The organism is Kluyvera sichuanensis (genome assembly GCF_040930405.1).
Lineage (GTDB): Bacteria > Pseudomonadota > Gammaproteobacteria > Enterobacterales > Enterobacteriaceae > Kluyvera > Kluyvera sichuanensis.
The window spans coordinates 172233-184960 of record NZ_CP162271.1 but is presented as its reverse complement, the minus strand read 5'-3'; the positions used below and the strand labels follow the sequence as shown (position 1 = coordinate 184960).

Sequence of the window (12728 nt, the reverse complement as noted above, 5' to 3'; positions counted from 1 at the left end):
CAGCAGATGAAAATATTAGTCGTGGAAGATGACACCCTATTATTGCAGGGGCTGATTCTGGCAATGCAGAGCGAAGGATATGCCTGTGATGGTGTAGAAACCGCACAGCAGGCAGCGCTGAGCCTGGCTAACGGACATTACAGCCTGGTGGTGCTGGATTTAGGTCTGCCAGACGAAGACGGCCTGCACTTCTTAAACCGCATGCGGCAGGAAAAAATGAGCGTGCCGGTGCTGATTCTGACCGCCCGCGATACGCTGGAAGACCGCGTCATGGGGCTGGATACCGGCGCGGATGACTATCTGGTGAAGCCGTTCGCGCTGGAAGAGTTGAATGCCCGCATTCGCGCCCTGCTGCGACGTAACCTGAACCAGGGCGATAACGAAATTACGGTTGAGAATCTGCGCCTTAACGTCACCCGCCGCCAGGTCTGGCTCGATGAAGAGCTGCTGGAACTGACGCCGAAAGAGTACGCCCTGCTTTCACGGCTGATGCTGAAAGCGGGCAGTCCGGTGCACCGCGAGATCCTCTACAACGATATCTACAACTGGGATAACGAACCGGCGACCAATACGCTGGAAGTGCATATCCACAACCTGCGTGACAAAGTGGGTAAAGCACGCATTCGCACCGTGCGCGGTTTTGGCTACCAGTTGGTTAACGCAATCAGCAAAGCGGAGTAAGGCATGGCGCTATTTTCCATCCGCAAGTGGCCAATGCGGCATCAGCTGTTGCTCACCATCGGCGTGATTCTGGTGGTGTGTCAGCTCATTAGCGTGTTCTGGCTCTGGCATGAGAGCAAAGAGCAGATTGAGCTGGAAGTGGCGATGCTGATGCATAACCACAATAACGCCAAACACATCCGCCACGAGGTGCGTGAAGCAATTGCCAGCCTGCTGGTGCCCAGCCTGCTGATCATTGGCCTTGCGCTCTTCCTCTGCCTGCAGGCGGTAAAGCGGATCACCCGCCCTCTGGCCGACCTGCAACAAGAGCTGGATTCACGGACGCCGGGGAATTTACAACCCATCTTTCTTCAGCAGACCACCGTCGAAGTTGAGGCGGTGACCAACGCTATCAACCAGCTTGTCGATAATCTGACGCAGACGCTTAACCGAGAGCGCCTGTTTACCGCCGACGTCGCCCACGAACTGCGTACGCCGCTGGCGGGGTTAAAGCTGCACCTTGAACTGCTGGAGAAAACCCAGAAGCTCAACCTGTCCCCGTTAGTACAACGCCTGGACCAGATGACCGATAGCGTGGCGCAACTGCTGCTGCTCGCTCGCATCGGACAGTCGTTCTCCGCGGGGAGCTATCAGCAGGTAAATCTGTTGAGCGACGTGATTGAGCCGCTGAAAGGCGAACTGGAGACGATGCTGGAAACACGTGCACAAACGCTGGTGATTGCCGAGCCGACGCCAACGGTAACCGTTCCCGGCGACGCCACGCTGCTGCGCCTGCTGCTGCGCAATCTGGTAGAGAACGCCCATCGCTATAGCCCAAAAACGTCAGCGATTACGCTGTCGCTGGTTCAGGGCGCGCGACCAATGCTAGTCGTGGAAGATGAAGGTCCGGGGATCGATGAGTCGAAGGTCGGCGAACTGAGCCAGGCGTTTGTGCGCATGGACAGCCGGTATGGCGGTATTGGTCTGGGGTTGAGTATCGTTACGCGCATCGCTCAGCTACATGAGGCGGCGTTCTTTTTACAAAACCGCGACACCGAAACCGGGACGCGGGCATGGGTAGAGTTTCAACCGACGAAGCGCTAAGGCGCTTCAGAAGGTGAGCATCCAGTGGCAAACAAAGCCGGCAACGATGGCAACAGATACGAGCACGGTGAACAGCTGTTGGACGTTCAGATTCGACATAACACTACCCTCAATGATTTTACGGATAGTATCAGTAGATTATATTAAGCGAACCTTAAGGCTGGCTCCCGGCCCGTGATGGCTGCCGCAATTTTAGAGAAATAGTGCCCAGGGAGGCGTTCGAGCCACTCCGGGGTCGGCGTTAACGCCTCGCCCGGGCTACCATCCCGTAGCCCGGCCAAGCGAAGCGCCGCCGGGGCGGCACCCACTCAGGACGTGGCGATAAACAGCTCGCGCAGCTGATGCAGCCGGTCGCGAATCTCTGCCGCTTCTTCGAACTCCAGGTTCTGTGCGTGTTTGAGCATCTGCGCTTCCAGCGAGGTAATCTGCTGCTGCAGCGCTTTTGGCGTCAGCGCCTGAACATCCGGCTCGACGATGGTGACCGCGTTTTTCGACTTCCCGCGACCTTTGGCCCTGGTTTTCGCCAGCCCCTCACCCATCGCCAGAATATCAACAACGTCTTTCACCAGCCCCTGCGGCACGATGCCGTGCTCTTCGTTATAGCGCTGCTGTTTCTCGCGACGGCGCTCGGTTTCACCAATCGCTTTCGCCATTGACGGGGTAATTTTGTCCCCGTAGAGAATCGCTTTACCGTTGATGTTACGCGCCGCACGACCGATGGTCTGAATCAGCGAGCGTTCGGAACGCAGGAAGCCCTCTTTATCGGCGTCCAGAATCGCCACCAGCGAGACTTCCGGCATATCGAGGCCCTCACGCAGCAGGTTGATCCCCACCAGCACGTCAAACTCGCCCAGACGCAGGTCGCGGATGATCTCCATACGCTCCACGGTGTCGATATCAGAGTGCAGGTAGCGTACCCGCTCGCCGTGCTCTTCCAGATATTCCGTGAGGTCTTCCGCCATGCGTTTGGTGAGCGTAGTCACCAGCACACGCTCGTTAATCACCGAACGTTTACGAATTTCCGACAGCAGGTCATCTACCTGCGTGCCAACCGGACGCACTTCAATCAGCGGGTCAAGCAGCCCGGTTGGACGCACTACCTGGTCAATCACATCGCCGCCGGATTTTTCCAGCTCGTAGTTGCCCGGTGTTGCCGACACGTAGATAGTCTGCGGCGCCAGCGCTTCAAATTCTTCAAACTTCAGCGGACGGTTGTCGAGCGCTGACGGCAGGCGGAAGCCGTACTCCACCAGCGTCTCTTTACGCGCGCGGTCGCCGCGGTACATGCCGCCAATCTGGGGAATGGTGACGTGGGATTCGTCGATCACCAGCAGGCCGTCCGCCGGCAGGTAGTCAAACAGGGTTGGCGGGGCTTCGCCCGGCCCGCGCCCGGAGAGGAAGCGCGAGTAGTTTTCAATGCCGGAGCAGTAGCCCAGCTCGTTCATCATTTCGAGGTCAAACTGGGTACGCTGGCTCAGGCGCTGCTCTTCCACCAATTTGTTATTCGCCAGCAGCACTTTGCGACGCTCTGCCAGCTCGTCTTTGATCTCTTCCATCGCCTGTAAAATACGCTCACGCGGGGTGACGTAGTGGCTTTTCGGATAGACGGTATAGCGCTGTAGCGTGCCTTCGATATGCCCGGTGAGCGGATCAAACATCGACAGACGCTCGACCTCTTCGTCAAACAGTTCGACGCGCAGCGCAAAGTCATCTGACTCGGCGGGGAAAATATCGATAACTTCACCACGCACACGGAAGGTACCGCGTTGAAACACCTGGTCATTACGGGTGTACTGCAAATCCGCCAGTCGGCGAATAATAGCCCGCTGGTCAATAATGGTGCCAACTGTCAGGTGCAGCATCATTTTCAGATACAAATCAGGGTCACCCAGGCCGTAGATCGCCGACACTGACGCCACCACAATAACATCGCGACGTTCAAGCAACGCTTTCGTCGCGGATAGGCGCATCTGGTCAATGTGTTCGTTTACGGCGGAGTCCTTTTCGATAAAGGTATCCGAGCTTGGGACGTACGCTTCCGGCTGGTAGTAGTCGTAGTAGGAGACGAAGTACTCCACCGCGTTTTCCGGGAAGAACGCTTTCATTTCGCCGTACAGCTGGGCCGCCAGCGTTTTATTCGGCGCCAGCACCATTGTCGGGCGCTGAAGGTCAGCAATCACGTTGGCAACGGTAAAGGTTTTCCCCGACCCGGTCACGCCCAGAAGCGTCTGGTGCGCCAGGCCGTCTTCCAGCCCCTCTTTCAGGCGTGAAATGGCAGCAGGCTGGTCGCCTGAAGGACTAAACGCAGAATGCAATTTGAAGGGTTTACTCATGGACAACGCTACCTGATGACGAATGGGCCGGGCTGGAGATTAATTCTACTCGTCGCCTGCCGAATTGCCAATAAAAAATACTGGATATAAAAACAGTAATCACATACTGTATTTCATGTTCCTGGGGCAACGGCACGCAAGAGCGGCTGAAATTTATCCTCTGACAAGATAAAACACCAGCCTGATAAGGTTATCCCCAGAATTTTTTCTCTTTTAACATTTGTCAATATAGGTCATGAAAGTTTTATGGCAATCCGCAGCACTTTTTATTACGCCATTGCTTTTATTTATCTTGTTGATATTTATAAAAAACATCGAAAAGCCGCGTTTCGCATCAATTCAGGCGCAGGCCGCATGTTCTCTCGTTTACCGCAGGTTTTCTAACTCTAATACACAGGGTTATCCACAGGAATAGTGGATAACTGCCGCTAGCCCCTATCCCCCGGCACCCGGCGATTTGCGCAACGGCGTGTCAACGAGAAAGCAAAAAAATATTTTATCCCCGATTTTGATATTTATCAGCGAAAAAGCACGCCCATTTTGTCCATCAACATGGGCGATTTCCTTACGTTATCTGCGGGTTAGCGCTTACGAATGAAGATGGAAAAGGCGTGCCAGAAAAGCGGCTTACAGAGCGCTCAGGTCAAGGTATTGCCCAAGCGGTTGGGATTCAACCTCATCGCCAAGCCACGGGATCTCGCCGAGCAGCGGTGCGGGAAGCATTCGCTGGAGCGTGCTCAGGTATTCTGCGTGGCGACGCCCCGGCGGCGTCACATCGTTGGCAATCCAGCCCACCAGCCGTAGCCCTGCCTGCTGTACTGCCTGCGCGGTCAGCACCGCGTGGTTGATACAGCCAAGCTTCACGCCCACCACCAGGATAACCGGCATCTGTTCCGTTTTCACCCAATCTGCCAGAGTCAGCGTTGGCGAGAGCGGCGTAAACCAGCCACCGGCCCCTTCCACCAGCACCCAATCGGCTTCGGCCTCCAGCGCGCGCAGCCCGGCGGAAAGCACGCTGGCCTCGATAGGCCGCTGCTCGTCGGCGCTGACGATATGTGGAGAGGTCGGCTCGGCAAAGGTATACGGGTTCACCTGCTCGTAGCGTAACGGCAGCACGCTGTTGCGTTGCAGCGCCAGTGCGTCGCTGTTGCGCAAACCGTCGGCTGTCATTTCGCTGCCGGAAGCCACCGGCTTGTACCCCGCCGTACGCCGCCCAAGCGAACCAGCCGCCTGGAGCAGCGCGGTGCTGGCAACGGTTTTTCCGACTTCGGTGTCGGTGCCGGTTACATAAAAGCGTTCAGTCACGCGAGATCACTCCTGTAAAAAGATGATAAGTCAGCGGGAATTCTCCCGCCTGAGACGGCCACGCCAGTTGAAGCTGCTGTAGCCTGCTGCGCGTCAGCGGTTGCTGGCTGCGCCCCTCGTGGAGATGCGTCGCGCCAATACCCTTCAGCGAACGCATGGCGCTCAGCGCATCGGGAAAGGCCAGCGTGATGGAGGTAGCAACGCTGCGGCTGTGGTAGCCAACTAGCGCCTCCTGTAGTGCCGTCTCGGGAAGAAAACGGTTGGCGTGTGGACGCTGGTCAACGGCGCGCCAGGCCTGATTCAGCTCTGGCAGTGAGCCTGCCGTCAACGTGGTAAAGGCCAGCGTGCCGCCGGGGCTAAGCTGGCGATACAGCCCCTCCAGCGCCACGTGGAGGTCGCTGCACCACTGAATGGCCAGATTACTCCACACCAGATCAAAACCGCCTTCCGGCAGTGGAATAGCTTCAATATCGGCCTGGAGATAACGGTCGGCTGCCTGCTGACGCTGCGCCTGCTCAAGCATTTCTGCCGAGAGATCCAGCGCCGTCACGTGGCTGCCTTTGTTACGCCAGTAGCGGCTGTAGCTGCCCGGCCCGCAGCCTGCGTCCAGCACGCGGTCAAACGCCCGCGACGGCAGCTGGGACAGCAGCTGCTGTGCGCTCAGGCGCTGTAACTCGTCGTGCTGATGGTAGTTCGCCGCCGCACGGCCAAATGCCGCCGCCACCGCCTGTTTATTGACGGTTGCCATGCAGCACCTCCAGCAGTCTGTCGATATCCTGCGCTTCGTGCGCGGCGGTCAGCGTTAAGCGCAAGCGTGCCGTCCCGGCGGGTACCGTCGGCGGGCGAATCGCCGTCACCCAACAGCCCTGCTCGCGCAGTTGATCGGCCAGGTTGAGGGTGTGCTGGTTATCGCCAACGATCAGCGGCTGAATCGCACTTTGCGAGTCGGTTAAGGTATAAGCCAACCCCTGTGCGCCGTGACGGAACGCGGCAACGTGCTGCGCCAGTTTTTCGCGTCGCTGCTGGCCGTCATCGCTCTGAACCACTGCCAGCGCCGCCTGCAGCGCAACTGCCTGAGCAGGTGGCATGGCGGTGCTGTAAATCAGATGGCGGGCGAACTGCACAAAGTAATCCGCCACGTCATGGCTGCACAGCACCGCCGCACCGCTCAGGCCAAACGCTTTGCCAAAGGTCACCACCAGCAGCTCAGGATGAACGTCCTGCTGCTGACAGCTCCCTCGCCCGTCAGTGCCGTTGATGCCAATGCCGTGCGCATCATCGACCATCAGCCAGGCGTTAGCGTCGCGCGCAGCCGCAGCGATATCCGCCAGCGGCGCGCTATCGCCATCCATGCTGAATACCCCTTCCGTCACCACAAGCTGCTGGCCGTCGAGGGAGGCTGCCAGCAGCCTGGAGAGATGCTGGCTGTCATTATGCTGAAAGCGGCGCAGCTGCGCCGGGCTTAGCGTAGCGGCTTCAAGCAACGACGCGTGGCTGAGACGATCGGCAACGATCCGGTCTTCACGCCCGGCAAGTGCGGCGATCGTCGCCTGATTGGCAGCAAAACCGGAGATAAACAGCAGCGCGCGGTCATAGCCCAGCCAGTCAGCCAGCTGCTCTTCAAGGCGTTGATGGGCCTGGTGGTAGCCGGTCACATGCCCGGACCCACCGCTGCCCACGCCGTACTGCTGCGCGCCCTGCTGCCAGGCCTGAATCACCTGCGGATGTTGGCTGAGGCCGAGATAGTCGTTGCTGGAAAAGTTGCAGTAACGACGCTCACCGCGCATCAGCCAGCGGCCCGCACCTTGCTCCAAAGACTGGCGAGAGCGGAAAGCCTGGGCCTCCCGACGTTCGCATAATGCCTGTTCAATGCGCTGCTGCCAGCTCATACCGCCGCCGCGTTGTAATAATCCTCGGTGTCCGGCGTCATCAGCACCTGCTCCAGACGCTGTTGCTGTTCGTTATCACCCGCCGTCACCGTGGTCTGCTGCGGATTAAGACCTAATTTGCGGAATAGCTGCAGGTCTTTGTCCTCTTCCGGGTTCGGCGTCGTCAGCAGTTTGCAGCCGTAGAAAATGGAGTTCGCGCCCGCCATAAAGCACATCGCCTGGGTCTGCTCGTTCATCTGCTCACGGCCAGCGGAGAGGCGGACATGGGAGGTTGGCATCATGATGCGCGCCACGGCAATGGTGCGAATAAAATCAAAGGCATCAACATCGTCGTTATCCGCCAGCGGCGTACCCTTCACCTTCACCAGCATGTTAATCGGCACGCTCTCCGGCGGCGTTGGCAGGTTAGCGAGCTGCAGCAACAGCCCGGCGCGGTCGGTGACGGTTTCACCGAGGCCTACAATGCCGCCGGAGCAGACTTTAATCCCGGCATCACGCACTTTATCCAGCGTGTCCAGGCGCTCCTGATAGCTGCGGGTGGTGATGATATTGCCGTAGAATTCCGGCGAGGTATCGAGGTTGTGGTTGTAATAATCCAGCCCCGCCGTCGCTAGCCGGCTCGCCTGGCTATCGGACAACGTGCCCAGCGTCATACAGGCTTCCAGCCCCATCTCTTTCACGCCCTGGACCATCTGCTCCAGGTACGGCATATCGCGATCGTTCGGGTTTTTCCACGCCGCGCCCATGCAGAAACGGGTCGAGCCCGCCAGCTTGGCTTTGCGCGCCGATTCCAGCACCTGCTCCACTTCCATCAGGCGTTCGGTTTCCAGCCCGGTTTTGTAGCGTGAGCTCTGCGGGCAGTATTTGCAGTCTTCCGGGCACGCGCCGGTTTTGATCGACAACAGCGTGCTCACCTGCACCTGCCGAGGGTCGAAGTGCTGGCGGTGAACCTGTTGAGCTTCAAACAGTAAATCGAGCAGCGGTTTATCGAAAAGAGCGGTGACCTGCGACATTGTCCAGCGTAAAGGGTTAGCCATTGGCTTCTCCGGGGTTTTGTTAATTTTCGGTTCGGTTTATACTCGTAAACCTAAAACTTTTCAAAATGGTTTACAAGTCGATTATGACAACGGACGATCTTGCCTTCGATAGCCGCCATATCTGGCATCCCTATACCTCAATGACTAAACCGCTGCCGGTCTACCCGGTAGTTTCCGCCGAGGGCTGCGAGCTGCACCTCGCCAGCGGCGAGCATCTGGTGGACGGTATGTCCTCGTGGTGGGCCGCCATTCACGGCTACAACCACCCACGTCTGAACGCGGCGATGAAGACGCAGATCGACCAGATGTCGCACGTGATGTTTGGCGGTATTACCCACCCTTCCGCCGTGGCGTTGTGCCGTAAACTGGTGGCGATGACCCCGGAGCCGCTGGAGTGCGTGTTCCTTGCTGACTCAGGTTCGGTGGCGGTGGAAGTGGCAATGAAAATGGCGTTGCAGTACTGGCAAGCCAAAGGCGAGTCGCGCCAGCGTTTCCTGACCTTCCGCAACGGCTATCACGGCGATACCTTTGGCGCGATGTCGGTGTGCGACCCGGATAACTCGATGCACAGCCTGTGGAAGGGCTACCTGCCGGAGAACCTCTTCGCGCCCGCGCCGCATAGCCGCTTTGACGGGGAGTTTGACGAGTACGATATGGTGGCCTTTGCTCGTCTGATGGCTGCGCATCGCCACGAGATTGCCGCCGTTATTCTTGAGCCTGTGGTTCAGGGCGCGGGCGGCATGCGGATGTACCATCCGGAGTGGCTCAAACGAATTCGTAAGATGTGCGATCGCGAAGGGATCCTGCTGATTGCCGATGAAATTGCCACCGGCTTTGGCCGTACCGGCAAGCTCTTTGCCTGCGATCATGCGGGCATCAGCGCCGATATTCTGTGTCTCGGAAAAGCGCTAACCGGCGGTACCATGACCCTCTCCGCCGCGATCACCACCCGTGAGGTTGCCGAGACCATCAGCAACGGTGAAGCGGGCTGCTTTATGCACGGCCCGACCTTTATGGGCAACCCGCTGGCCTGCGCCGTCGCCACTGAAAGCCTGGCGCTGCTGGAGAGCGGCGAGTGGCAAACGCAGGTGGCGGCAATTGAACGTCAGCTCAAGCGCGAACTCGCTCCGGCCGCCGACGCACCGCTGGTCGCCGATGTCCGCGTGCTGGGGGCCATTGGCGTCGTCGAGACGCGCTATCCGGTGAACCCGGCTCTGCTCCAGCGCTTCTTCGTCGAACAAGGGGTGTGGATCCGTCCGTTTGACCGCCTGATTTATCTGATGCCACCGTACCCTATTACGCCGCAGCAGCTGACGCGTCTGACGCGGGCGATATGTCTCGCGGTTGAGCAGGAAACATTTTTTATCCAATAAGCTGCGGTAATCTCCCCACGTTACCGCTACACTCCTTTGTTAATCAGTTGATTAACAAAGGAGGCAGTTGATGAAATTAGTCAGCCACGACCTGCGTGACGGTGAAAAGCTCCCTCATCGCCAGGTGTTCAACGGCATGGGCTACGATGGCGAAAACCTTTCTCCCCATCTGGCCTGGGAAGACGTTCCTGCGGGCACCAAAAGCTTTGTCGTAACCTGCTACGATCCGGATGCCCCAACCGGCTCCGGTTGGTGGCACTGGATCGTTGCCAATATTCCAGCCGACACCCGTGAACTGCCAACCGGTGCAGGCTCTGGTCTGGTCGGGTTACCGGCAGGCGCCCTGCAAACCCGTACCGACTTCGGTAAAGCGGGCTACGGCGGCGCGGCACCGCCAAAAGGCGAAACCCACCGTTATATCTTCACCGTCCATGCGATGGACGTTGAGAGCATTGACGTTGATGAAGGCGCCAGCGGCGCGATGGTCGGCTTCAACGTGCACTTCCATAGCCTCGGCAGCGCATCCATCACCGCTCTGTTCAGCTAATCGCCCCCTAATCCATTCACGCCCTGCCTGGGAAACCTCGCAGGGCTTTTTTGTCGCTGATGGCGGAGCGCTGTAATTTTCTAACGTAAACGCCTGTGCATAACAGGAAAGCGCAGGAGTGTGAGGGGAATGTAAATTTATCTTGTGAATTTGATCACAATTTAAAAACAAACACGCCAATAAAAAAGGTGATTTAAATCACAAAAAACAGGGCAGGAAAGGACATAATTTCGCTTTGTAGCCAACTTACAGCCACTTTATGTGACAACGATCACCAAAAGTGACCTGTTGATAGGGTGGTGAGAGTGATCAAGATCACAAACACCCCTCGGGGTACGCGAGACGAAAACGCCGTGATAGAGTCGATTTTGCATACTGAACGACTGGATGGTTTTTGGCGAAACCATCACAACTATGACGACGCGCAGCATCTAAGACGCGCACCACGAGGGGTGTTTTTATGTTATCACCAGATATCAAGGTCAAGGTACAGAATTTTGGCCGCTTCCTCAGCAATATGGTGATGCCCAATATTGGCGCATTCATTGCCTGGGGTTTGATTACTGCACTGTTTATTCCCACCGGATGGCTCCCTAACGAGACGTTAGCCAAACTGGTCGGCCCGATGATCACCTATCTGCTGCCGCTGTTAATCGGTTATACCGGCGGCCGTCTTATCGGCGGCGAGCGCGGCGGCGTGGTCGGTGCCATTACTACCATGGGTGTTATCGTTGGCGCCGATATGCCAATGTTTATGGGCGCAATGATTGCTGGTCCACTGGGCGGCTGGGCAATTAAACGCTTCGACCGCTGGGTTGACGGCAAAATCAAAAGCGGCTTTGAGATGCTGGTGAACAACTTCTCAGCCGGTATCATCGGCATGCTGTTGGCGATGCTCGCCTTCCTGGCGATTGGCCCGATGGTTGAGTTGCTCTCTAAAGCGCTGGCAACCGGCGTTAACGTCATGGTGCAGAACAACCTGCTGCCGTTGACCTCTATCTTTGTTGAACCGGCAAAAATTCTGTTCCTCAACAATGCGATTAACCACGGTATCTTCTCACCGCTGGGCATTCAGCAGGCCACCGAAACCGGTAAATCTATCTTCTTCCTGATTGAAGCGAACCCAGGCCCAGGCCTCGGCGTGCTGCTGGCGTACATGTTCTTTGGTAAAGGCAGCGCCAAGCAGTCTGCAGGCGGTGCGGCGATTATTCACTTCTTCGGCGGTATCCACGAAATCTACTTCCCGTACGTGCTGATGAACCCACGTCTGCTGCTGGCGGTGATTCTGGGCGGCATGACCGGCGTCTTTACCCTGACGCTGTTCAACGCTGGCCTGGTCTCCCCGGCTTCTCCTGGCTCTATCTTTGCCGTGCTGCTGATGACGCCGAAGGCTTCTATTATTGGCGTGGTGCTGTCAATTCTGGCCTCAACGCTGGTCTCTTTCCTGACCGCCTCCATGTTGCTGAAACGCGTTCGCGTTGGCGATGAAGAGAGCAACGGTCTGGCCGAAGCCACCCGTCGCATGCAGAGCCTGAAGCAGCAGTCTAAATCCGGCGGTAAATCCTCCGGCGAACTGCCGCAGCCAGCGATGCGTAGCGAAACGCTCGACCTGTCTAAAGATCTGCACCACGTGCGTAAAATCATCGTGGCGTGCGATGCGGGTATGGGCTCCAGCGCACTGGGCGCAGGCGTGCTGCGTAAAAAGGTGAAAGATGCGGGCCTGACCCACATTTCGGTGAGCAACTGCGCCATTAACAGCCTGCCTGACGACGTTGACCTGGTGATTACCCATCAGGACTTAACCGAACGCGCCATGCGCTTTGCGCCACAGGCGATGCACATGTCGCTCTCCAACTTCCTTGATAGCGGCCTGTATACCGACCTGACCACCCGTCTGCTGGCAGCTAAACTGCCTGCCGCCGCGAACGATGGCCGTCTCATTAACCAGACGATTATCGCGGCGAACGATGACGCTTTTGACGGCACCGAGCGCGATGAGAATCTGTTTAAGCTCAGCGCGGACAACATTTTCCTCAACCTGACCGCTGAAAATAAGGCTCAGGCTATCCGCTTTGCCGGTGAGATGCTGGTCTCCGGCGGCTACGTTGAGCCGGACTATGTGGATGCCATGCTGGCGCGTGAAGCGCTGACCACCACTTACCTGGGAGAATCCATCGCGGTGCCGCACGGTACCGTAGAAGCCAAAGACCGCGTGCTGCGCACCGGGATTGTCATTTGCCAGTACCCAGAAGGCGTTCGATTCGGCGATGAGCCGGACGATATTGCCCGCCTGGTTATCGGCATTGCCGCCCGCAACAACGAGCACGTACAGGTTATCGCCCGCTTAGCAAACGCCCTGGATGATAAAGACGTGATTGAGCGTCTGACGCAAACCAGCAGCGTGCAGGAAATTCTACAAATCCTGTCCGGCGAACAAGCAGCATAAGGCTTCAGGGGCGAGCCGCCCCTGACATGGAAAG

At 57.6% G+C, this 12728-nt stretch carries 11 protein-coding genes; 6 read left to right on the top strand and 5 right to left on the bottom strand.

Going from position 1 to position 12728, the window contains the following annotated elements; all coding sequences use genetic code 11:
* The first annotated feature begins 6 nt into the window (after positions 1 to 6).
* Positions 7 to 681, top strand: coding sequence for a two-component system response regulator PmrA (gene pmrA, locus AB2B48_RS00905; RefSeq protein ID WP_185666708.1), 675 nt, complete (start codon positions 7 to 9; stop codon positions 679 to 681).
* A 3-nt stretch (positions 682 to 684) separates the two neighbouring features.
* The gene (gene pmrB / locus AB2B48_RS00900) at positions 685 to 1764 is read left to right on the top strand and encodes a two-component system sensor histidine kinase PmrB (protein WP_368300556.1); all 1080 of its coding nucleotides are present in this window, start codon (positions 685 to 687) and stop codon (positions 1762 to 1764) included.
* 308 nt (positions 1765 to 2072) lie between these two features.
* Here the strand turns inward: pmrB and uvrB are convergent, their stop codons facing one another.
* Positions 2073 to 4097 (bottom strand): excinuclease ABC subunit UvrB, encoded by a 2025-nt coding sequence (uvrB, locus tag AB2B48_RS00895; protein ID WP_368300555.1) that lies wholly within the window; start codon positions 4095 to 4097, stop codon positions 2073 to 2075.
* A gap of 246 nt (positions 4098 to 4343) precedes the next feature.
* Here uvrB and AB2B48_RS00890 point away from each other — a divergent pair, with 246 nt between their 5' ends.
* The gene (locus tag AB2B48_RS00890; RefSeq protein ID WP_368300554.1) at positions 4344 to 4481 is read left to right on the top strand and encodes a hypothetical protein; all 138 of its coding nucleotides are present in this window, start codon (positions 4344 to 4346) and stop codon (positions 4479 to 4481) included.
* 243 nt (positions 4482 to 4724) lie between these two features.
* Here AB2B48_RS00890 and bioD read toward each other — a convergent pair whose 3' ends face one another.
* Genes bioD through bioB form a run of 4 tightly spaced genes read right to left on the bottom strand, consistent with a single transcriptional unit; the run spans position 4725 to position 8328 of the window.
* Entirely contained in the window at positions 4725 to 5402 is a 678-nt protein-coding gene (gene bioD, locus AB2B48_RS00885) for a dethiobiotin synthase (protein WP_368300553.1), read from the bottom strand.
* Positions 5395 to 6150, bottom strand: a complete 756-nt coding sequence (bioC, locus tag AB2B48_RS00880; protein ID WP_368300552.1) for a malonyl-ACP O-methyltransferase BioC — start codon at positions 6148 to 6150, stop codon at positions 5395 to 5397. The genes bioD and bioC overlap by 8 nt, the downstream gene beginning before the upstream one ends.
* Positions 6134 to 7291: an 8-amino-7-oxononanoate synthase gene (gene bioF / locus AB2B48_RS00875; RefSeq protein WP_368300551.1), complete on the bottom strand. Its 1158-nt coding sequence runs from the start codon at positions 7289 to 7291 to the stop codon at positions 6134 to 6136. Before bioF ends, bioC begins: the two co-directional genes overlap by 17 nt.
* Positions 7288 to 8328, bottom strand: coding sequence for a biotin synthase BioB (bioB, locus tag AB2B48_RS00870; RefSeq protein ID WP_185666715.1), 1041 nt, complete (start codon positions 8326 to 8328; stop codon positions 7288 to 7290). The genes bioF and bioB overlap by 4 nt, the downstream gene beginning before the upstream one ends.
* Before the next feature lie 83 nt (positions 8329 to 8411).
* Here bioB and bioA point away from each other — a divergent pair, with 83 nt between their 5' ends.
* From bioA to AB2B48_RS00855, 3 genes are all read left to right on the top strand, one after another.
* Positions 8412 to 9701: an adenosylmethionine--8-amino-7-oxononanoate transaminase gene (gene bioA, locus AB2B48_RS00865; RefSeq protein WP_368300550.1), complete on the top strand. Its 1290-nt coding sequence runs from the start codon at positions 8412 to 8414 to the stop codon at positions 9699 to 9701.
* 70 nt (positions 9702 to 9771) lie between these two features.
* Positions 9772 to 10248 carry a kinase inhibitor gene (locus tag AB2B48_RS00860; protein ID WP_368300549.1) on the top strand — a complete coding sequence of 159 codons (477 nt, stop codon included), beginning with the start codon at positions 9772 to 9774 and terminating at the stop codon, positions 10246 to 10248.
* A gap of 460 nt (positions 10249 to 10708) precedes the next feature.
* Entirely contained in the window at positions 10709 to 12694 is a 1986-nt protein-coding gene (locus AB2B48_RS00855; protein ID WP_185666718.1) for a PTS mannitol transporter subunit IICBA, read from the top strand.
* The last annotated feature ends 34 nt before the right edge of the window (positions 12695 to 12728 follow it).